Annotated in this window: 16 protein-coding genes; 8 read left to right on the top strand and 8 right to left on the bottom strand. The window is 48.5% G+C overall.

Translation table 11 applies throughout. The features are described from left to right. Nucleotides 1-2: 2 nt before the first annotated feature. The 3 genes from L0156_07140 to L0156_07130 are packed head-to-tail and all read right to left on the bottom strand — an operon-like array spanning nucleotide 3 to nucleotide 6,497. The gene (locus tag L0156_07140; GenBank protein ID MCI0602773.1) at nucleotides 3-2,786 is read right to left on the bottom strand and encodes a protein kinase; all 2,784 of its coding nucleotides are present in this window, start codon (nucleotides 2,784-2,786) and stop codon (nucleotides 3-5) included. A 9-nt stretch (nucleotides 2,787-2,795) separates the two neighbouring features. After that, entirely contained in the window at nucleotides 2,796-5,714 is a 2,919-nt protein-coding gene (locus tag L0156_07135) for a protein kinase (protein MCI0602772.1), read from the bottom strand. Nucleotides 5,715-5,765: 51 nt separating this feature from the next. Then, on the bottom strand, nucleotides 5,766-6,497 hold the full coding sequence (locus L0156_07130; GenBank protein MCI0602771.1) for a hypothetical protein: 732 nt from the start codon (nucleotides 6,495-6,497) through the stop codon (nucleotides 5,766-5,768). A 247-nt stretch (nucleotides 6,498-6,744) separates the two neighbouring features. Here L0156_07130 and L0156_07125 point away from each other — a divergent pair, with 247 nt between their 5' ends. Next, entirely contained in the window at nucleotides 6,745-8,529 is a 1,785-nt protein-coding gene (locus L0156_07125) for a M2 family metallopeptidase (protein ID MCI0602770.1), read from the top strand. 7 nt (nucleotides 8,530-8,536) lie between these two features. Here the strand turns inward: L0156_07125 and L0156_07120 are convergent, their stop codons facing one another. Further along, a complete protein-coding gene (locus L0156_07120) occupies nucleotides 8,537-9,937 on the bottom strand; it encodes an SLC13 family permease (protein ID MCI0602769.1) in 1,401 nt (466 codons plus the stop codon). Nucleotides 9,938-9,995: 58 nt separating this feature from the next. Between L0156_07120 and L0156_07115 the strand changes: the two genes are divergently transcribed. Together L0156_07115 and L0156_07110 are read left to right on the top strand one after the other, a co-directional pair. After that, nucleotides 9,996-10,721 carry a hypothetical protein gene (locus L0156_07115; protein MCI0602768.1) on the top strand — a complete coding sequence of 242 codons (726 nt, stop codon included), beginning with the start codon at nucleotides 9,996-9,998 and terminating at the stop codon, nucleotides 10,719-10,721. 65 nt (nucleotides 10,722-10,786) lie between these two features. Continuing rightward, nucleotides 10,787-11,464: a 2-dehydro-3-deoxyphosphogluconate aldolase gene (locus tag L0156_07110; GenBank protein MCI0602767.1), complete on the top strand. Its 678-nt coding sequence runs from the start codon at nucleotides 10,787-10,789 to the stop codon at nucleotides 11,462-11,464. Nucleotides 11,465-11,504: 40 nt separating this feature from the next. Here the strand turns inward: L0156_07110 and L0156_07105 are convergent, their stop codons facing one another. Continuing rightward, nucleotides 11,505-12,524 (bottom strand): glycosyltransferase family 39 protein, encoded by a 1,020-nt coding sequence (locus L0156_07105; protein MCI0602766.1) that lies wholly within the window; start codon nucleotides 12,522-12,524, stop codon nucleotides 11,505-11,507. 208 nt (nucleotides 12,525-12,732) lie between these two features. On the opposite strand from L0156_07105, the gene L0156_07100 reads away from it, so the two are divergent. The 5 genes from L0156_07100 to L0156_07080 all read left to right on the top strand — a co-directional run bounded on the left by L0156_07100 (nucleotide 12,733) and on the right by L0156_07080 (nucleotide 19,261). Continuing rightward, nucleotides 12,733-13,287, top strand: a complete 555-nt coding sequence (locus L0156_07100) for a carboxypeptidase-like regulatory domain-containing protein (GenBank protein MCI0602765.1) — start codon at nucleotides 12,733-12,735, stop codon at nucleotides 13,285-13,287. A 22-nt stretch (nucleotides 13,288-13,309) separates the two neighbouring features. Beyond that, entirely contained in the window at nucleotides 13,310-14,569 is a 1,260-nt protein-coding gene (locus L0156_07095; protein MCI0602764.1) for a polysaccharide biosynthesis/export family protein, read from the top strand. Further along, nucleotides 14,538-16,094, top strand: a complete 1,557-nt coding sequence (locus tag L0156_07090) for an ABC transporter substrate-binding protein (protein ID MCI0602763.1) — start codon at nucleotides 14,538-14,540, stop codon at nucleotides 16,092-16,094. Before L0156_07095 ends, L0156_07090 begins: the two co-directional genes overlap by 32 nt. Nucleotides 16,095-16,319: 225 nt before the next feature. Beyond that, nucleotides 16,320-17,513, top strand: coding sequence for an ornithine--oxo-acid transaminase (gene rocD, locus L0156_07085; GenBank protein MCI0602762.1), 1,194 nt, complete (start codon nucleotides 16,320-16,322; stop codon nucleotides 17,511-17,513). A gap of 14 nt (nucleotides 17,514-17,527) precedes the next feature. Next, a complete protein-coding gene (locus L0156_07080) occupies nucleotides 17,528-19,261 on the top strand; it encodes an ATP-binding protein (GenBank protein ID MCI0602761.1) in 1,734 nt (577 codons plus the stop codon). Nucleotides 19,262-19,356: 95 nt separating this feature from the next. Here the strand turns inward: L0156_07080 and L0156_07075 are convergent, their stop codons facing one another. The 3 genes from L0156_07075 to efp are packed head-to-tail and all read right to left on the bottom strand — an operon-like array spanning nucleotide 19,357 to nucleotide 22,632. Beyond that, complete coding sequence (locus L0156_07075; protein ID MCI0602760.1) at nucleotides 19,357-21,744, bottom strand: fused MFS/spermidine synthase; 2,388 nt, start codon at nucleotides 21,742-21,744, stop codon at nucleotides 19,357-19,359. Beyond that, complete coding sequence (locus tag L0156_07070) at nucleotides 21,741-22,073, bottom strand: PilZ domain-containing protein (GenBank protein ID MCI0602759.1); 333 nt, start codon at nucleotides 22,071-22,073, stop codon at nucleotides 21,741-21,743. The genes L0156_07075 and L0156_07070 overlap by 4 nt, the downstream gene beginning before the upstream one ends. 1 nt (nucleotide 22,074) lies before the next feature. Then, nucleotides 22,075-22,632, bottom strand: coding sequence for an elongation factor P (efp, locus tag L0156_07065; protein ID MCI0602758.1), 558 nt, complete (start codon nucleotides 22,630-22,632; stop codon nucleotides 22,075-22,077). Nucleotides 22,633-22,733: the final 101 nt, after the last annotated feature.

The raw sequence follows: 22,733 nt of genomic DNA, 5'->3' as shown, positions 1-22,733 counted from the left end.
TTTCAGTTGGCGCCCTTGGCGGCTTGGCGGTTAACTTCCTGCAATCGTTTTGCCGCGTGTTGATCGGCCGGATTCAATTTGAGAATGGACTCATATTTGCTTTTTGCCTGAACCTTATCACCCAAATCGAAATACAGATCAGCCAGATCGCGCTCGATTCCAACATTGCCGGGAGCAAGTACCAGGGCCTGCTTATAGGCATCCACCGCTTCGTGACGCAACGGCGGATGAGTTGCAAGAGCGCGTCCCATCAAGCGATACACGCTCGCGTCCTGACGATGAGCCAGAGCTTTTCTGCAATATTCCACACAGGACCAATAATTCTTTTCTTCAAAACTCTTCACCGCGCAATGGGTGTAATAGGTGCAAAGGTCTCCGGAAGATCCAGCCGCTGGAACTTCCACCGGTTTCTTTTGTTTAGTCTCTCCGGCCGTCCGCTGTAAATGAATCAGCCCGAAACAGCGGAAAAGATAAATCAGTCGGCCAAATTCTTCCTGCGAAATGCCGGAAATTTCGTAGAGCTTTCCGTAATCGATTTCTTCCTCAAAACGAAACAACAAAAACCGATCGGACGGCTCCAGATTCAAATTGCGAAGATGTCGGATAAACTCGGGATCATGACGGATTAAACAATTTCCTTCGAACAACTTTTTTCTAATAAATTCGTAATCCAACCATTTTCTCACTCCGTTTGTTATCGTATCGTGCAAGCTGATCTCCAGATCTAATTGGCCCGGGAAATCGCCTGATTCAAAAATGAATTCCCCCGTCATCCAGGTAAAAAGGTTTTGAATGATCTTTTCCGCGTGAGCCAGCAAGTCTTCGGAGAGTCTTGCGCGCAGGTCCGCAGGCAGTTTCTCAACGACCGTAGAATACCCATGATATAAGTCCGAGGACTTGCTTATTTGAAGCTTGCGCATCATTTTTGCTTCGGCCGGCAGACGCGAGATCACGAGATCAATGAAATCCTCCCCTTCCTGGTTCGAAAGGAGCGCCACAAGCTTCCCCTCCTTAAAATGAAGCTGCTTGAAAAGCTGTCCCCAATTAATCGTGAGTTTTCCGTTCAGCTGCTGTTGAGCAATCTGGCCAAGAACTTCAGGCAGTGGATGATCATACAGGAGGCCCCTCATGGTGACCGTGCTTGTTTCCGGCTTTTCAATTTCAGGAATGGCTTCCACTTGCACTCCGATTCGGCGCACAGATTCGAGCTCCTCTAGAAGCTCGGAGTAACTGTTGATCCGCTGCAGCGGATCCCGTTCTATCATTCGAATCACAATGTCGTATAGTTTTGCCGGCACCGATTGATTCAGCTCGGAACGGGAGGGAAGCGCTCCGCGTAATTTCGTATGGAAAATATCAGAAACGGTTGGGCCTGAAAACGGTACGAACCCGTAAAGCATTTCAAAAAAAGTGATCCCGAGTGAATAGATATCCATCCGGAAATCCGCAACGCCACCCATAATCTGTTCGGGCGCAATGTAGACCGGCGTCCCTACAATGTTTTTCTCCAACTCCGACATATCTCTGCTTGTCTGGGCAAGACCAAAATCCACGACTTTCAAACGCCCATCTTCCGCAAGCATCAGGTTGGAAGGTTTGATATCCATGTGCAGAACGCCCTTGGATAGAGCTTCCCGCAGGCCGGATGCAACCTGAATGACATAGGAAAGTGCAACCAGAGGGTCGATCGCCTTGTTTGCCTGAAGCAAGCTCTCCAGAGAACCATTCGGCAGAAATTCCATGCAGAAGTATGGGAGCCCCTCCAGACTGGCAAAGTAGTAAATCAATGCAATGTTGGGATGAGAAATGCTCGCAAGAATTTTTGCTTCGCGTCTAAAACGTTCAACGTATCTTTCATTTTCTGCAAGCGATTTGCTGATCACTTTGATCGCAACAAACCTTTCGAGCTGTTCGTCGAATCCCTTGTAGACTCTCCCCATGGCTCCGGCGCCAAGGAGAGTAACAATCCGGTAAGGTCCCAGCCTGGCGGGAATTGCTTCTACAGGAACTTCTTCCTCTACTTCTTCCTCTTCTTGTGCTCTGATTGACGTTCGTCTTCGCGCCACGCCGTAAATGATTTCACCTTCCATCAAAGTGAAATTGATTTCAAAATTCTTTTCACGGCCGTTCCGGTCTTTCAGCATCAACACTTCGCGAAGACTGATATTTTGATCGATCGCGCTCAAATATTCATGAAAAGCGTGTCGCTCAGATTCGCCGGCAAGTATGTTCGAGAAACTTCTGCCTACGATTTCTTTTTGCTCATAAGCCAGCAGTGACGAAACCGCGTGATTTGCGTACAGGATCTTCCCACTCAGATCCAGAGAAAAAATGACGTCCGGCAGATTCTCATCCATGGCAAAACGCTGAGCTCGCGCTAAAACCGGGACTTCGAAAGCTTCTCTTTCGGCTATGCGAATCAAAGCCTTCTTCACAGCGCTGACAATACTGGGAACGTATTTGCGGTCCTTTACCACGCAGTCATGAGCGCCGGCGATCATGAGTGAATCAGTGGAATGCTGGAATTTTTCAGGAAGACTTACAATCACGTAAATGCCAGGATCGCTTTCATGAATTTTTTGCAGGATCGATAACACATATTCCGTCTCGCGGGCTGCATTCAGCAAAACCAAACCCGGTTTTGTTTCAACGACCCGCTTCAAGAGATCGTTCATCAGCGAACAAATCTCAAGTTCGCATTCTTTAATTTCCATCAGGGAAAGAGATAAAAGCGACAGGATTTCGCTTTCCTGTTCGGCCAGAAGCACCCGTACGGTATTTTCCACAGTTTCTTTTTACTTCTTCAGTTTTGCAATCTCTTTTAGCTTATTCTGGGAATGCTGATCTTCAGGATTTTTCTTCAAAACATTTTGATAGCGCGAACGCGCCAGAGCGTAGTTGTCTGTTACAAAATAGAGATCCGCTATATCGCGCTCGATCGTGAAACTCAGGGGGTCCTTTTCCAAAGCCTTTTTAAAAGCATCCATTGCTTCCCGCCGGAACGCAGGATGTGTGGCCAGCGCCCTGCCCATGAGCCTATAAATCCTGGCTTCCTGTTTCACCTCAAGCGCTTTTCTACAATACTCAACAGCCGCCCAGTAATTCTTGCTCTCAAAGCTGCTAATTGCGCAACGGTAATAGTACATGCCGAGGTCTTTGACGGCAGGCGGAGCAGGCGCTGCCGGGCGTTGCGGAACCAGGATCGGTTCCTCAATTGGGATGTGCTCTTCTCGATCCGGCAAGGGAGGTTCCGGAACAATTTTCTCCGGTACTTCCAACTTTTCCAATACCTCCACTCTCTGCGCAGGAACAACTCGCGCGCCGCGAGGCTGCGGGCGCGGTTCAGCCGCTTCTTCCAGCTGAACAATTCCCGCACACGAAAACACATAAATCAATCGAAAGAATTCATCTTCGGAAATTCCGGACAAGTCCATCAGTTCCCGGAACAAAATTGTCTTTTCAAAGCGGAACAAAATGAAAGCATCCGCGGGTGCCAGTGAGAGGACCGGCAAAATCTTCTGGAAATCGGGGTTAAGACTGATGGAACAATGACCGCCATAGAGCCGCCTGTGAATGGTAGGGAAATCCATCCATCCCCGAACGCCACCCAGTAACACTTCGGCTGTTCTGATCTTCATGCTACCCTGCGCTGGAAAGATCCCTTCTTCAAACAGAAATTCGCCCACAACCCAGGAGAAGAGCCCTTGCATAATGTGCCACGCAAGACCAGCCAAATCCCCGGTTAACTTTGCCTTGCTCTCCTGAGTGAGTTCATTCAACGCCGAAGAGTAATTAGAGAATAGATCCGAGGATTCCATTTCCAGTTTTCTTGCTTTTTCAGGACCTAACCGGTTTTGCTGGAGCAAGAGGTCCACAAAACTCTCCCCTTCCTGATTTGACATCACCGCAACGATCTCACCTTCTTTGAAATGCAAATTCTTGCAAAGATCAAACCAGCTCAAAGTCAATTTCCCTGAGATTCTGCTGGAGGCAATGTATCCCAGGATTTCTGCGAAGGGACGATCATAAATCAATCCGCGCATGTGAACCGCAGAACCAACCGGTGGTGACATGTCGGGGGCCGGCAGCTCCTGAACCTTATTCCTTCGCGCTTCCTCCAGCTCTGCTATCAGCTCCGAATAACTGTCGTACCGTTCTGCCGGATCAGAGTGGGTCATTCTCCGGATCATTTCGTAAAGATTTCTGGGAATGGAAGGATTCAACTGATCGGCGGGCGGTAACCCCTCCTTTAACCGGCGACGGAAGACTTCCTGAATTTTTGTTGCCGCGTGAGGAACAAAGCCATAAAGCATCTGGAAAAATGTCATACCGAGCGAGAAAATGTCGCAGCGAAAATCTACCATTCCGCCACGAATCTGCTCCGGCGCAACATAAAGCGGAGTTCCGATGATGTTGTGGGGAACATTCTGCAGCTGATGAATCGTGCGTGCGAGACCGAAATCGACGATTTTGATTCGATCGTTCTCTGCCAGCATCAGGTTGGATGGTTTTACGTCCAGATGCACAACCCCTTTTTCCAGGGCTTTGCTTAAGCCGATAGCAACCTGCATTGTGTAAGACACGGCAGTTTCGGGATCGATCGTTTTCTTTTCGCGAAGTAAGTTTTCCAGAGAACCGCCTGGCATGAACTCCATACAAAAATAAGGAAGCCCTTCGAGAGTCCCAAAATAATAAATGAGCGCAATGTTCGGGTGTGTTAAGCTTGCAAGTAATTTGGCTTCGCGGTGAAATCGATCGAGATACTCTTTTGTCGCAGCAAGTTTTTTGCCCACAATTTTGATTGCGAGATAGCGTTCCAGTTGTTCATCCAGTGCTTTATAGACACGCCCCATAGCTCCGGCGCCGAGCAAAGTTAAAACGCGATACGGACCGATTTTGACCGGGAGCTCCTGAGATGTTTCCACCTGCGCTTGTATTGGTGGCCGGACAACGGGAGTCTTGCCTAAGTCCTCTGCCCGGACTGGCCGGGCTACTCCGTAAATCAAATCCCCTTCCCGCAAAGCAAAATTGATTTCAAAATCCTTCGCGTTTCCTGTTGCGTCACGCAAAGAGAGCAGCCGGCGGAACCTGGTATTTGAATCCTTGCCGGCAAGATATTCACGAAAATCCCTGCATTGCTCTTCAAGATGGATCAGTTGTTCAAAGGGACAATTCACCACGCGTTTCTGGGCAATTCCAAGAAGTTCTTTAATCGCGCGGTTTGCGTAAAGAACTTTTCCATCGGCGCTGAGATAAAACACAATGTCCGGGAGATTCTCATCAAATGCAAACTGATCGGCCCGCGGCATGGGAGAAATGGAAAAGGACTTCCGCTCGGCGATTCTATTCAGCCCTTTCTTTACTGCCTGGACCAGGTTCGGGACGTATTGCGCGTCCTTCACAATGCAGTCGTTGGCGCCTGAAACCATGAATTCGCTCAAACGGCTCGGATCGTGGGTAAGTAACGACACAACAACGTACGTTGAGGGAGAATTGTTATGAATTTTGCGAACGGTTTGCAAACTATTCAGTCCTTGCAATCCATCAGCAAACAAAACAAGAGCGGCTTCCGATTCAGAAATCTTTAGCAGTGTTTCTTCCGCGGAAGAAGCAATCGTCAGTCGAACTTCTTTTAGTTCAGACAGGAATAATGTGACTACCGATATCGTATCCGGTTCTTCTTCCGCAAGAACCACCGGAATCAGGGATTCCAAGTTATACTCCCCCTGTCTCGCTCTTGCTCTGAAACGCGCTCTCTATCTTACTTAATTCATTTTATTCCCGCAAAAGTTGCAAAAGGCTGAACCACCCGGAACGTTTGCCCCGCATGCTGCGCAAACAACCGAAGGTGCGACAGGAAGTGTTTTCTTCCTGGTCGCGGAATAAGCGAAAATGATAAGCCCTGCAAACGCTATCACCAGCGCCCCTGCTGCAGGAATCAGCAGAAACCAGTTCAGGCTCCGGGATTTTGCAACCAACATTTTGGCGGAAGCTAGATCGGTAACCGGCACCGTCCACCTGGCAAAAGAGCCTTCCTTCCAGTCGGCATTCGTTTCAATAATCTTTCCGGGTAATTCAATCCCAATCTTCAGCGTCACAGGAACGATGCCGTGCGCGTGTTGTGCCAGAAGACCGGAAGCATTCCCGCTTCTCTTCCAAACTTCCGTGTAAGTGTGGGTTTTCACGAGTAGTCCTTTGGTCTCAAAACGAATATCGCGATCCGAATCTCGAAGCTCGCTAACATCCCGAAAATTCAAGTCCGCTTCGAGGATGTAGTCTCCTTCCTTATATTCATCCCGGGTCACAGACTTACCGAAGAATCGATTGCTCTGCACCTGCTTCTTCATATCTGAGGAAAGCAAAGCGCTACCGGTGAATCTCCAGCGCTGCGTCCCGCTGCCGTCATCATTGATCTTCGTATTCACTTCTATTTCCACGCACCCGCAGAGGATGAACAGTAAAATGGCAGTCAATGGAATCGCGAAGAATCGATACATTGCAACCATTTTAACATTCGTTGCTTTGCTACACTTTTGTTGCTACTTTTAAGTCTCTTACCGCAGAGAACGCAGAGATCGCAGCAAAAGGAAAAAGAAATAAGGTGATAAACCGAATCGGGGCGATAGGCAGGATGAAGCTCAATATAAATAAAAATATCAGTTCTATCCTGTCGATCCGATTTATCTCCTAGTTTTTTTATTCTCTGCGACCTCAGCGCACTCTGCGGTAAACCAGGAGTATTCCATGCTGAAAACGAAACTTGTTGTCGTCGTTCTACTTTCAATTTGCGCGGTCGCTTTCTCCCAATACCAGGCGATGGAGGAATTTCTTAAAATGTATGACAGCCTTTATCAAAGGCTTTATACCGTAAACTCTGAAGCCTACTGGGCCGCCGGAACGGATGTCAGCGAAATCCATACGGGCGAAAGAATTGGAGCAGATAAGGCATTGGCAGCCTTTCAGGGAAGCACATACATCCTGGACCGAAGCAGAAATTTCTTGAAATCCAAGGATCAACTAAAGCCGCTCGAAGCGCGGCAGATTGAAAAGATTCTGTATTACGGCGCTCATGCGCCCGGCACCATTTCCGATATCGTGAGCGAACGCGTTGCCGCTGAGGCGAAGCAGAGCGCGACTTTGGATGGTTTTGTTTTTTGTGAACAAAAGGAAGGAGATAAATGTCTAAAGCCGATCACGACAAACCAAATTGATGACATCCTGAAGGATTCACGCGATCTGGAGCAGCGGGAAAAAATATGGGAAGTTTCGAAAGAATCAGGTATCGCACTAAAACCCGGCTTGATTGAGCTGCAAAAGTTGCGAAACCGGATCGCCAAAGAAACGGGATACTCATCTTACTTTGCTCTGGAAGTCTCCGATTATGGAATGACAGTCCCCGAAATGATGGCTCTGACTCAAAAACTGGTAGCGGATTTGAAGCCACTCTATCAGCAATTGCACACATGGACCAAGCACGAGCTGGCCGCCAGATACAAACAACCGGTGCCCAAAATGATTCCCGCGCACTGGCTGGGAAACCGCTGGTCGCAAGATTGGCCGGGAATCGTGGAAGGCGTCGATCTGGATCCACTCTTTAAGAGCAAATCAAAAGAATGGGTGATTCAACAGGCAGAGAAATTCTACACATCCATGGGAATGCCGGTGCTTCCAAAAAGTTTTTGGGAGAAATCCGATCTTTACGATTTACCACCTGGCTCCAAGCGAAAAAAGAACACGCATGCGAGCGCCTGGCATATCGATCTGGACAAGGACGTTCGTTCACTGATGAGTGTGAAACCGGATTTCAACTGGTTTGGAACGACGCATCATGAGCTGGGCCACATCTATTATTACCTCGCGTACTCCACTCCGGAAGTGCCGCTCACGCTTCGTGAAGGCGCCAACCGCGCTTTTCATGAAGGAATCGGAGATTTGATCAAGATTGCAGCATCCCAGGAACCTTATTTACGCGAAATCGGTTTGCTTCCCGTGGATCAGAAAATCGACCAGAACAAATGGCTTTTGAATCAGGCGCTGGATGAAGTGATTTTTATTCCTTGGTCTGCCGGCGTTATGACCGGATGGGAGTACGATTTCTACGAGAAAAGTCTTTCACCGGATGAATACAACAAACGATGGTGGGAATACGTTGCCAAATATCAGGGCGTGGCTCCACCGGAACCTCGCGCAGAACAATTTTGCGATCCCGCAACGAAAACACACATTAATGATGATCCGGCCCAGTACTACGACTATGCGCTTGCAGCCGCGATCAAGTATCAACTCCATGACCATATTTCCCGGAAGATCTTGAAGACGGATCCGAACAACGCGAACTACTATGGGAATAAAGAGGTAGGAAAATTTCTGTGGGACTTATTGAAGCTCGGCCAAACTCGCGATTGGCGGGAAGTTCTGAAAGAAAAAACGGGAGAGGAGTTGAGCACGCGAGCCATGCTCGAATATTTCAAGCCGCTGATGGCGTATCTGCAAAAGGAGAATCATGGGCGTACAGTTACCTGGGAGTAAAACTCCGCTACGCCACGAAATAAACTCCGACCGCAACTAAAAACGCGCCGATCAAATCGAGCAAAACACCGTAACGAATCATCGTTTGAATTGGAATCATCCCGGATCCAAACACGATTGCATTGGGCGCCGTGGAAACGGGAAGCATAAAGCCGAGGCTGGACGCGAGCGTCGCTGCAAGGGCCGGACGAAAAGGATCGATCGAAACCGCCTGGCAAACTGCAATACAGATCGGAAGGATCAAAGTGGCTGAAGCTGTATTTGATGTAAATTCCGAAATGAACACGGCAAGCAGAGTGAACAACAAAAGATACATGAATTCAGAATCAAAGGGATAGATTGCGGCCAATGAGTCACCCAGATACTCTGCCACCCCTGTTTTAAAAAGGAATTTGCCGAGAACCAGCCCCCCGCCGAAAAGAAGAATAATGCCCCAGTTAATATTTTGAGCTTGCTTCCATGTGATCGTAAACTTGCGTTCCTTCCAATTGACCGGCAACAAAAACAGCAACAGCGCTCCGATGATGGCTACAACCGATTCCGGAAGACGGCTCTCCCACCATTTAACATCCGCGCCAAAGAGCATGGAAAAGCTTGGTAACAACCACAAGAACACGGTAATGCCAAAAGCAAGGGCAACATTATTCTGCGCCCGGCGTTGTTCGGCGCTCACGCTTTCCGTGGAAAGTTCCGGCATCGGATCTTGAAGAGCCTTGTTGGAATAGAACAGACGCATACCAAAATAGATCCCGAGAAAAGTTGCGACAGAAATAGGAACCGCGGTTTTCATCCATTGACCAAATGTGATCGAAGTTCCAGCAAGCTCCCGCAGAAATCCAATGCCGATTAAATTCGGAGGCGTTCCCACCGGAGTCGCCATGCCTCCGATCGAAGACCCAAAGGAGGTCATCAAAAGGATGAGCGGGGCAAGCGTTTTCCGGTCTTGTTCCTCAAAAATCCGGATCATTGATAAACCGATCGGATAGAGCATGGCCGTTGTGGCAGTATTGCTGACCCACATCGAAATCAAAAAGGAAATGGAGCAGTACACAAAAACCATGCGGCCCGCTCTCGCGCGCACCCAGCGAGCGCGAAGGATTCCGTGCGCCAGCCGCCGGTCAAGGCCATGCACTTGCATCGCCTCGGCGAGCATAAAACTCCCGATAAAAAGAAACAAGAGCGGATCGGCAAAAATGGAAAAAACTTCCGAGGCGGGAGCGATTCCAAAAAGAATCACCAGCACCGCGATTAACAAAGCGGTAGCCGGCAAAGGCAGCGCCTCGCTAACCCACAAAGTTGTTGCGAGCCCCAGGATTGCGAGCATCCTGTGTCCTTCAGGACTGAGTGGAATTGGAAGGAAGTATAGTACTATAGATATAGCAGGAGCCAGCCAGAGTCCCCGGTTCATCTGAACAATTGTAGCGAATTGTTTCAAAGAAGGAAGGGAAAATGGTACAATTTCCGCAATGCGAGCGAGAGTATGCGCGGGGCTGGCGCTAGTCGTGTTATGGTTCGCCACAACCCTTCTGGCTGCCTACCCCCGGCAAATCGTCTTTTCAGGTTACGTCTGGAGTGTAAAAACCAGCCACGGACGTGTAGGACCGGGACCGAACTATTTTTCCGATTCAACACAGAGTGTTTGGGTGGACAGTTTCGGGAAACTGCACATGAAGATTCGCAAGAACAAAGGAAAATGGCACTGTTCAGAAGTGATTCTGAATCAGAACCTGGGCTACGGTACTTATCGTTTTTATTTAGATTCCGCTGTGGATAATCTGGACCGCAATGTCGTGCTAGGCCTATTCACATGGAGTGATAATCCTGCGCAAAACCACATCGAGCTCGATATTGAAATGTCCCGGTGGGGAAACGCCAATAATCAGAACGCCCAGTATGTAGTGCAACCTTATGATGTCCCTCAAAATATTCACCGGTTCGAGTGGCCGGCCGGTTCACCTTTGTCGATGCATAGCTTCCGGTGGCAAAACGGCTCCGTGTTTTGTCAGAGCGTCAAAGGTCATTCTCTTCCGCCGGCGCCGTCCGATATCGTGCAGGAATGGACCTTCACCTCCGGAATCCCGACGCCTGGCGATGAAAATGCTCGCATCAACCTCTGGCTATTCCGCGGCCGCGGTCCTTCCAACGGCTCAGAGGTAGAAGTCGTCTTCAATCGTTTCGAGTTTGTTCCGTAATTTAACCGCCAAGGCGCCAAGCCCGCCAAGAAAGAATTCCATTCACATGATAGAATCGGCACGTTATGAAAACGGATGAGTTTCTGGATGTATTGTGGCAAGAACGATGCAGCGCTGTGTTGCGGACGAACAATCAGGAAGCGGCAAAACGCGCAATGGAGGCGGCAGTTCTCGGAGGGTTCCGGATTATCGAATTTACTCTGACCATTCCCGGGGCGATGGATCTTATTAAGGATTTCTCGTGGCATTCGGATTTGATTGTGGGCGCGGGTTCAGTTCTGAGCGTTGAAAGCGCGCGAGAAGCGGTCTCGCGCGGCGCAAAATTCCTTGTTTCTCCAGTAACGGATCCCGATGTAATTACTGCGGCAAAAGAGATGAATGTTGCCATAATTCCAGGGACCTTTACGCCTTCCGAAATGCTGCAAGCCTATCGCACAGGTGCTCCATTGCAAAAAGTCTTTCCAGATCCACCCGGAGGCCCCAAGTATATTCGCGCCTGTTTGGGACCGATGCCCTTTTTGCGCCTGGTTCCCAGCCATGCTGGTGTGGATGCAACCAATGCGCTTGCATACCTGGAGGCGGGAGCGTATGCTGTTGCTTTTGTGACCTATCTCTTTGATCCACAGGACATTCTGCAAGCAAAATTTGAGCGGATCGAAGAAAGAGCGCGAAGCCTGCGGCAGCTGATTGCGTCTGCGCGAAATGCGTCTTCGAGTCGCGCGCCTGCGAGTCCCCGCGTCTGAAGCTGACGCGAAAGACGCGCAACGCGCAAACGAGTCGACGCTATCCAACCCAATACCAGTTCGCAAATGCCGCCATAAAAAAAGCAAGCAGCATTGCGAACAGAGTCTGCAGAACCAACGCCCATCGCCCGGAAAGCTGACTTCCTAAAAATAAAAAGAAAGGAAAATTTAGCAGGCAGAGTCTGGAAAAAGAAAATAAGCTGCTGGACAATGGAAAAACAATTACGAAAATACTATACACAAAGTACGGAACCGGGAGCCGGCGAAACGAAACCACAAGTGCGGTGAGGTGCATGATCGCCAATGAAAAATCGATTATTGAGTTGTGCTGACCGTGAATAGCAATTGGATTGCTCAAAAAGCGGACCAGTGCATACAACGGATAGCTGGTTTGTCCACGCCAGTAATCGGGTCCGGCAATGACCGCGTCGATACTCCCAAAAGACTGCCAGATCACAATCAGATAAATAGTGAACGATAGGAAACAGGCAAAAACCATCGCCAGACAACTCTTGAATTTTTGATCGGGAAACCGAAGCATTGCTAACCAGACCAGCGCCGGAAGAGCCAGAATTCCGGTGGATCGGCAAAGAACCGCGAGCCCGGCGCCAAGCATAGCAGGAACGAGTTTTTTCTCCTCCAGAAAAAAAAATGCCGCAACGAGCGCTGCCAGAAACAAAGATTCGGTGTAAACAGCATTGAAAAAAAAACTCGTTGGAAAAAACACATAGAAAAGGCATGCTTGTGCCGCATTCTCAGAATCAAGCAGCTTCGCGGCAAGTCTGTAAAAATAGTAGAGGAAAATCACGGTTGCGACGTTAGAGACAATCACCCCTGCGTAAACGGCATTGCCAGTCAAGAAAGAAAACAGCCGAATCGTCCACGGGTATAACGGGAATTTCGCAATATCAGCCGGACGATAGCGACCGCCCCCCTCCTCCTTAAAATAGTCGTAAGAATCGTATCCGTGATCGGCCATCAACAAATACCATTCGGAATCCCAGCGCGCCCAGATTTCTACATACGGCGCGACCCGCTCGTGATACAGGAGGTCCTTCATTGGAAAAACCGCCCGTGCCGACGGAAAATAAAACAGGGACAGTAAGCCGATCGCTTCCAAAAAAAGGCGCGAAAAAAAGTAGATCAATAGGACGTGAGTAAACAGTATTCCGGCATCTTTTTTCGCGCTCAATTTGACTACCCCTAGTTCCTGTTCTATGATACCTTAGAGTTCTCACTGAACCAGCATCCTGGGAAGGGGGTTGGATATGAAGAAGCTTGATTTCGTTCGAATTGTTGCCATCTTGTGCATCGGGTTGATGCTTCCATTAGGAACAGGCACAACCTGGGCTCAACCTCAACAAGAAAACAAGAACAAAAAAGAAGTTGACATAGAAGGTCGGGTGTATGATTACGACAAGGATAAACCCCTACACGGTGTCACGGTTCGGATCGTAAACACAGAAACCGGAGAGGCCCGCGAAGATGAAACCGACAAGAACGGTTGTTATGAGTTTGATGACGTAGCAGACGGCACCTATTCCTTTTCCGTGTTTTATAAAGGGAAAGATGAAACGATGATGGAGAAGGTCAAAGGTGAATTCCTCCTGGCAAACAAAATAACGGTCCAGGCTTCCACAGAAAAGGACATCCTGATCAAAACATGCGTATCTTTGCAGGAAAGAAATACCCTCTTTTTGATGGATGATTGTGATTTGTGTAGGAAGGTTCCGCCCTACATTTGGGTCGTTCCTGCTGTAGTGGTTGCGGGAGGAATTATCGGGCGGGATGAAGACGAAGAAGTCAGTCCTTCCAGACCGTAGTTTTTGGTTTTCGTAAGTTCTCATGAAAAAACTCGCATTTTTTTTTGCGCTCTTTTTGTCTACCTATCTTTTTGCCCAACAGGTCGGCACGATAACGAAGATCTCGCTGAAGCCCGAATCAGATCGTTTTAATGTATTCATTACCGGTGAAGGAAAACTGGAATGCAATACGTTGATCATGGATAATCCGCCCAGGATCGCGCTTGATTTTCCTAATGTAAAAAACGCGCTATATCCAAACATCATCGAAGCAGATGAAAATACCTATGTTCATCGCGTTCGAACTTCTCTTTATGCAAAAGGACGGGACACTATTTCGCGAATTACCGTTGACCTGAAGAACCGTTTGGACTATTCGGTTTACAAAACGAAGGACGGCATTGTTCTGGCTCTTTCCCTTGCGGCAACCAAACCAGTGAAAACGGACAGCAAAACTCCGGCGGCAAAAACGAAGACCCCGCCACCCACGACTTCTACTCCCGCGCCCGCGCCGGTCCAGGTATTTAAGACTCCGCCGGCTCCGGTAGGAATTCAAGATATCGTAATCGGACCGGAAGATTTGTTGGAAGTTGCTGTTTTTGAGCTCCCCCAATTCAACACGACAGCAAGAGTACAGGGGGATGGCACAATCACCATGCCTCTCATTGGCAGTATAGAGGTTCGCGGCCTGAAGAAGAAAGACGTGGAACAAAAAATTGCCACAGCGTTACAAGAGAAGTATGTGAACAACGCAAATGTTTCGGTCAATGTAAAAGAATACAAGAGCCGCCAGGTATCTTTGTTGGGAGAAGTCAAACAACCGGGCGCCTATTACGTCATGAGCCAGCGTACATTGTTGCAATTACTTTCGGAAGCAGGTGGATTATCTCCAAATGCGGGATCGAAATGTTACGTATTTCGACCGGGTTCGCCGAAGATCGAGATCAACCTGCGGGATCTCATGATCAACGGCAATCAGGAGCTGAACATTCCCATCTACCCGGGAGATGTCGTCAATGTTCCGGTGGAAATGAAAATTACCATTTATGTATTTGGCGCTGTACGAAACCCCGGAGCTGTACAGCTCAGCAGCGCGACACCGATTACGCTCATGTCCGCAATCGCTGCTGCAGGTGGTCCCTCAGAATCCGCGAAACAATCCGATATAAGAATCAAGAGAAAGAATTCAGTCGGAGCAGAAAACGTCATCAAGGCAAATCTAAAAGATATTCTGAAAGGCAAAGTGGAAGACATACTTCTGTTTGAAGGAGATGTCGTCACCGTTCCTGAAAGCTTCTTCTAATCAATTGCTTCTAAGATATTCATACGTTCTCCTTTTCCTTTTCATCTACGGATGTGGCTCCCCTCACCTGACTTCTTACCAGCCGGACACAATTGTTATGGCGCTTTCCTCATTTCCCACCAATCTCGATCCCAGAATCGGGCTGGATGCAGCATCGGAAGATTTTCATAACCTGATCTTTAATGGTCTCCTGCGCAAAGACGCTCAAGGAAGAATGGTGCCGGACGCGTGTTCCCGCTTTGAGAAGATTACACTCCTGCGGTATCGCTTCTATTTGCGACCGGGAATCTTTTTTCATGATGGGAAACCGATGAGTGCGGAAGACGTTGTCTACACTTACGAATCGATTCTGAAAGGGTCGATTCTCACTACCAAGAAAGCTGCACTCGGGAGTGTAGTGACCGTTCGGTCGGTTGGAGAAGATATTGTGGAAATGGAATTGAGCGAGCCTTTTAACGGACTTCTGGTGAATTTAAATGTGGGAATCGTTCCGAAAGGAGCAAAATCAGATTTCGCGCGCACACCGATCGGGACGGGGCCGTACGTATTGCGCTCTTATCGTCAAGATGCTGAAGCGGTACTGGAAGCAAATCAAAAATACTTTGATGGAGCACCGCGCACGCGGTTTCTGCGGATCCGGATGATCTCGGATGCAACTACGCGCGCGCTGGAACTCCAAAAAGGCTCTCTGGATCTTGTCATGGGAGCTGTAATTGTTCCTCCGGACCATTATTCCGTGCTGAAGAACCAACCGCACCTGAAGACCATCCTTTCACCGGGCAACAACTATTCGTACCTGGGCTTCAACATGAAAGACGGCCTGTTGAAAGACCGGAGAGTTCGCCAGGCCATCGGATACGCAATTGACCGCGAAGAGATCGTCCGGAAGCTGTACCATGGCGCTGCGACGCGCGCCAGCGGATTGCTCGCGCCTCATCACTGGTCTTACGAAAAAGATGTATTGATTCTTTCCCACGATCCTGGAAAAGCCAAAGCGCTATTGAACGAAGCGGGCCATCCAGACCCGGATGGAGAGGGTCCAAAAATGCGTTTCTATTTAACACACAAATCAAGCACCAATGAATTCAGACGAATGCTTGCATCAGTTTTTCAAAGTCAGCTGAAAACAGTTGGTATCGGATTGAAAGTCCGGACTTACGAATTTGGAACCTTTTTTTCGGACATCAACCGCGGAAATTTTCAAATGTTTATGCTCACATGGATTGGAGAAAGCGATCCCGATATTTACCGGAATATTTTTTCTACAAACGGAACCAGAAACCGTGGCAAGTACAGCGATCCGCAAATCGATCGATGGGTTGAAGGAGCCCGCACGGCAGAAACAGAAGATCAGCAGAAATACTTCTATTCTCTTATACAGAAGAAAATCGCTGAAGATTGTCCTTATGTATCACTCTGGTATGAAAACAATGTTGCAGTATTTCGAAAGGAGATGCAGGGCTTTGAATTGACTCCTAACGCCGATGTCCGTCTATTGAAAAATGTGTACTGGAGTCCTTCGTAGTGGCCGAGCATTTTCCATGCGGCATGTATAAACATATTCAGTAATTTATTGTGAGCCCTTACTCAACATACTTTGTCACATGAAAATGCTCTGCAAAATCAATGGCTAGCAGAGCATTTAGCTGGGCAGGAAGCTGGCGGTACTATAGCAGGCATCTTTGGAATTTCGGAGCTATTCACGTTACAATGGCAAATGCTCTGCCACTACAGTGAGGAGAAATTATATATGAATACAAAGAGTTTTGTTGAGTTGGAAGAACGATACAGCGCCAGAAATTATCATCCGCTGGATGTTGTGATCAATCGTGCGGAGGGCGTCTGGGTATATGACGTTGAGGGAAACCGCTACCTGGACTGTCTGAGCGCATATTCAGCGGTGAACCAGGGACACAGGCATCCACGCATTATGAAAGCGCTTGTCGAACAAGCGGGAAAAGTGACTCTAACTTCACGCGCCTTTCGCAATGATCAGTTCGGACTGTTTTGCAAAGAGCTTTGTGAACTTACCGGTTACGAAATGACTCTGTTGATGAACTCGGGTGCGGAAGCTGTAGAAACAGCGGTTAAGACGGCACGCAAATGGGGCTATGTAAAGAAAGGGATTGAAAAAGACAAAGCGGAAATCATTGTGTGCGAAGATAATTTTCACGGGCGCACGACTACTATCATCAGTTTTTCGAGTGAACCGCAGTACCGGGAAGATTTCGGACCCTACACACCCGGCTTCAAATTGATTCCCTACGGCGATGCTGATGCCTTGCGCAAGGCGATTACTCCAAATACCGCCGGTTTTCTTGTTGAACCGATTCAGGGAGAGAGTGGTGTAAAGTTTCCGCCGGAAGGTTATCTCAAGAGAGCTGCAGAAATTTGCAAAGAGAATAACGTTTTGTTTATTACTGATGAGATTCAAAGCGGGCTGGGCCGCGCGGGAACTATGTTCGCCGCTGATTACGAAGGTGTGCATTCCGACATGGTAATCATTGGAAAAGCACTCGGGGGCGGTTTCTATCCGATTTCAGGAGTGCTAGCGAGTCGCGAAATTCTAGGAGTCTACCGGCCTGGAGATCATGGGAGTACGTTTGGAGGGAATCCCCTGGCCTGCGCCGTCGCGCGGGAAGCGTTAAAAGTCATTGTAGAAGAAAGGCTGGTGGAAAAATCGGCTGAACTGGGAAAGTATTTCCTCAACAAAGTGAGAGAGATTCCGAGCCGTTATATCAAACAGGTTCGAGGCCGCGGACTCTTTATTGGAATCGATTTAAAGCCGGAAGCAGGTGGCGCGCGTAAATTTTGCGAAGCGCTCAAAGGGCGTGGAATGCTCTGCAAAGAAACGCACGAACATGTGATCCGGTTGGCTCCGCCTCTGGTGATTTCGCAGGAGGAAATCGATTGGGCGTGCGACCAGCTCCGCGCAGTTTTATAAGTCATGGCACTACTATGCATAACAGCTTTCGGCTGATCGTTGTTTTATTCCTGATTGCGCTGGTTCTTCACAACTACAATTCCAATAAGGTCCTGAATCTTGCGCTGGATTCGCTTGGGCAGAACATAGAAGACCGAATGCGAATCGTAGCGGAGCAAACCAATTCAGAGCTGGAACGTGCGCCATTGAGCGCCGAAACGCTGCGAACTTTGTGCAACCTTCACAAGCTGGATGGAATTATCGTTTATGGAAAAGGCTTTCAAATCCTGGAGAAGTTTCACCAGCCGCTTCCCGGGGATTTGATACAGCAGCTCAGCTCAGCGTCAAATTTTCCGAATGCCAGCACCCATTCGGAACCGTATCTGGTCCGCCGCGTGAACCCTCCCCGTGAGCAAGGATTGTCCGCAGTGCTCCTTTTGTTCAATGCGGAAAGGCTTTTCAGGATTGAGCGTTCTGCAAAAATCATCAACTACCTGAATTTGCTGGTTATAGGATTCGCTGCAATCCTCGGTTTCTACTTTATTGAATCTACATTACGTCCCCTGCGAGTTTTAATGCAGACAGCGCGATCTGCTCCCTCCGATTTGCCTTCGACCGGCAACCGAAACGACTCCGATTTCCTGATCGGGACTTTCAAAGGTGTAATCGCCAAACTAAAAGAGAAAGAGCAGGAGCTCAATCGCTTGCATCAGGCGGAAAAAGCGCGCGCGGATGATGTAGAGCATTTGAATCAGGATTTGCTGCGCAGTATCGGAAGCGGGCTGATTTTGATCGATCGATCGGGAAAGATCCGCGTCTTCAACCACGCGGCGGAACAGATCCTCGAAGCATCCAGACTCACAGCCGTGAACCAGCCTTACGAATCGGTCGTTCCGAAATATTCACCGTTGCTTTTACAGGACATTCGCAATTGTTTTGCGCAAAAGAATCACATTGTGCGCGCCGAGATGGTGCTTCAAACGGCCAGAGGAAATTCACGTTTTCTCAGCGCAAGCATCATGCCCCTGCAGGACCGCCAGCAACAATTTTCGGGAGTGTTCTGTATTTTTTCGGATATTACAGAGTTCAAAATGCTTCAACAGCACATGGCGCAAAAAGAAAAATTCGCAAGTCTTGGAGAAATGGCGGCAGGCGTAGCGCACGAATTTCGGAATTCCATTGCAACCGTCACCGGATACCTGCAAATGGTGGAAGACAGAATCACTCTCGAACAAAAAACTTACATTGCCCCCATCCATAAGGAAATCAATTCTCTTCAAAAAGTGGTCAATGATTTCCTTTCGTTCGCAAAACCTGTGCAGCCACATTTCGAAAAAGTAAATCTACGTGAAATCATTCAGGATTGCATCGCAGAAACCACAGTGACTTCAAAAGAGGTCGATTTCGAATGTCGCGGAGAATTTCCCGAAATCCCGGGTGATGAAGCGATGTTGCGTCAAGTCTTTTCCAACCTGTTCCGAAACGCCGTAGAAGCTCTCAAAGGAACGGGCCGGAAAGGATGCGTTTCGGTAAGCGGCAGCGTAACAGCGGAAGGGAAAGCATCCCGCATAGAAATCAGAGACAACGGGAATGGTATCCGGCCGGAAGATCTTGAACGCATTTTTACGCCGTTTTACTCAACAAAACAGGACGGTGTTGGACTCGGATTGGCGATTGTCCAGAAACTCGTCCTGTCTCACAATGGTTCGATCCACGTGGATAGCAATCCTGAAGGAAGCGTCTTCCGAGTTCACCTGCCGGTTGTGTAAGAAGGGGGATAAGGGGACGATGGAGATAAGGAGATATTTTTTTATATCCCATATCTCAAGTATCTCCTTATCTCCCTTCTTACTCGAGCTACTGCTCAAAGCTTGTTCAGTTCGGCGAGTCGTTGGAAAGTGATCAAGCTTCGAGCGATCTGGCTGGAGTGATTCACGAACAGGCTTTTAGGAGCGGAAAACTCTAGAATCGGATGATCATCCAGGTTTAGCGGAACCGTTTTCCGAACGACCTGCATCATTCTGTCATCTCCAACATAGCGCGCAAAAAGATAATCAGGCGTAATGGAAGAACGATGCATGGACCACCAAACGGCCGGATCCGACATCCGTTGCGCCAGAACGTTTCGGCTCACTGGAATAGGCTCTGCCGCGCCAAGGACCAGCATATCGCTTTCATCGATCCATATGGATAAGTAAGGAAAAACAGAGTGAAACGTCTTGAGAAAAATCAGAACGTCCTCCATGGAAATTTGATACAAATGGATCCACTGGCACATGATTCCACCCGGCTTCAACCTTTGTTTTGCAGAAAGAAAGAACTCGCGCGTGAACAAATTGGCGACACCTGACATCCACAGGTTGCTCGGTTCTGAAGTAATCACATCGTACCGACCGGAACTATGACGAACAAAATTTCGTCCGTCATCCAGAATGAGACGAAAAATCTTTCGATCCATCACCCTCAAGTTTTCTTTATCAAAAAATCGAGCGGCCTCTGCGACTTTCTTCTCAATTTCTACGCAATCGATGCGGCGCAGTCCATGAGTAACCAGCGCTCCTGAAGTCACCCCGCTTCCCAGGCCAATCACGAGGGCCTCATCGGCATCCCCTTTCAGGAGCACAGGCAAATGCCCGAGCAACAATTGCGTGCGCATGTCGCCCGTGGGGACATTCGACGCATCCGGTTTTCCGTTGATCAACAAACTCCTGATGTTTTTTTGTTGCTCCACAACGGCCACCGTAGCCGTTAAACCCTCTCCATAGTAGATCAACCTGAACTCTTGAGCAGAATGTGGCACTGGGAGCAAACCTGACTCAAGATATCGCGGTGGAATCTTTTTCGCACTTGCCTGTTTCGGAACGTATTTGTAGGCGAATGCGTAGAAGCCTGAATTGTAGATAGACTGATTCCATTGCGGCAACATCAACAACAGCAGAAGACATACCGCGCCGATCGCAAGCACCTTCCTATCGTGATGCTTTGGATGACTTTTGCGAAAACAAACAATTCCAATGATGAGATTCAAAAGACCCATCAACCGGATCGATCGTTCCACACCCAGCGATGGAATCAAAAGAAAACCGGCGCAGATGCTGCCGGCTATACTGCCAACTGTATTGAAACTGTAAATGTTTGCTACATGCCGCGGAAGATCCTTCGATTGACTGCGAAAGAATTGCAGAGCTGCGGGAAACGCCGCTCCGCTCAAAAATGTGGCATAGAAAACGGTTGCGCCAATCAAAAGAAATTGCGCAGTCTGAAATAATGCAAAGGAATCATACAACGACTGATAAAGCCAGATGAGCAAATATGGAACCCCCATAAAAACACCCAGAAAAAAAATCGCCGCAAGACAGATCCGGAACTGAATCAGGCTGAAGAATTGATACGGGTCCGCTCCTTCCGAGATTCGTTTGGAATAATAGCTGCTCCCGCAAGCGATACCGAGTAAGAAAGCAGAGAGAATGGAGCTGAAAGCATAAACAGAGGAACCAAAAAACATGGAAAGGGCGCGCGTCCATAGAATTTCGTAGGAAAGCGACGCAAAGCCTGTGAGAAACACAAGGAGATAAGCAGGATGGAACCGGCCCACCCCCGCGCGAACTTCCCATTCTTCGAACGTTGACCGCGCCGAAAGAAACAGCGCAAGCAGCCCGATGGCCAAATTCAGGAAAGCGGTCGAAACGATAGTTGTTTTTATTCCTAGATGTGGGAGTAAAATGTATCCGCAAAGGAGCGTTCCCAATACGGCGCCTGCTGTATTGATTCCATAGAGAAACGCCGCGCTGTGACGCCTCTGGTCTTCCGCAAAAGAGCGAACCAGAACGGGAAGAGTGGCCCCCATGGCAACCGCAGGAAGAAGAAAAAGTAACGCGGTAATGCTTGCTTTGAGAAGAACCGAAAGCCAGAACTGAGAAGCGACACCGGCATACGCATGGCCGTAGATTTGATCCACCCAGCCACCCAACCACGGAGTGCAGGCCGAGTAGCTTGCAACAAAAAATTCCAGAACCGCGTAAGTTCGAAGAGGATGGCTGCGAAATAGGGAGATTCGCGGCGCCACGAAGCTGCCAAGGGCCAACCCACCCAGGAAAATGGATACGACAACTGTGATTGCGAGCGAAGTGTTCCCCAGGACAGTGGAGAGGATGCGTGACCACGAGATCTCATATACCAAACCTGTAAAACCACTGAGGAAAAAGAGAACGTAGAGGAGCCACCGTGAGGATAGCTTTGGTAAGGACTTCAAATTTTCAGGACGTTGCGTATGAATTGTTCAATGGCCGCTTGCTGAACCGCAGAAATATTTTCGAAATGAATACCCATGCCGAAAGTTCGACCGCTGTCTTCCACTGAACCACCCCAGACCACTCTTCCTTTCACTTGAACTTCCTGATCCACAAGCTCGAATGTGAGCTGGATCGGGTCTCCGGAATCCAGCATCTCAGAGGTCCGCAAAAGAACGCCATCTACTGATAAATTCAAAACACGAGCGGCAACAGTCCTTTCTCCACGGGTGAAAGAGGCTTCAAAATCGACCGGAACACGTACGGATCTTCTTTTTTCCCCAAAACTCATTTCAAGCCCGCTGCATGTATTTGCCTTCAGTGGTATCGATGCGAATCCTTTCACCGGTATTCACAAACTGAGGCACTTGAACAATCAGTCCGGTTTCCAGTTTTGCGGCCTTTGTCACGTTTGTAACGGTTGCGGATCGAACGCTTGGTTCGGTTTCTAAAACTATCAAATCAACGGTACTCGGCATTTCGATCGAGATCGGTTGGCCTTCATGGAATTGAGCTTCCACCTTAATATTCGGAATCAAGTAGTAAACATCGTCACCGAGAGTATCGGCATTCAATGTGATCTGCTCATAGTTTTCCGTGTTCATGAAATGATAATCGCTACCTTCATTGTAAAGATACTCCAGCTCATGAGTATCCAGACTAATCCGATCAACACTTTCTTCAGATCGAAATCTACGTTCCGTCTGTTTTCCGCTGCGAAGGTTGCGCATTTTGGTTTGCACCATACCTCGCCAGTTTCCGGGTGTGATGTGTTGAACTGTCATAACAGAGTACAGTTCATTATCCACTTTCAATATCATACCCCGTCGAATTTGTGTGGCTGCAATCATGAAAAAAACTCCTTAGAATTTCACCGCAGAGCGATGACAGATAAGCAGGAAAAATCCAGCCTAGATTTTAGACAAAACCACTACATATTGCAAACGGGTCG

The sequence above is a fragment of the bacterium genome (genome assembly GCA_022616075.1).
In the GTDB taxonomy this organism is placed as follows: Bacteria; Acidobacteriota; HRBIN11; order JAKEFK01; family JAKEFK01; genus JAKEFK01.
This window is presented reverse-complemented; position numbering and strand designations above follow the sequence as displayed.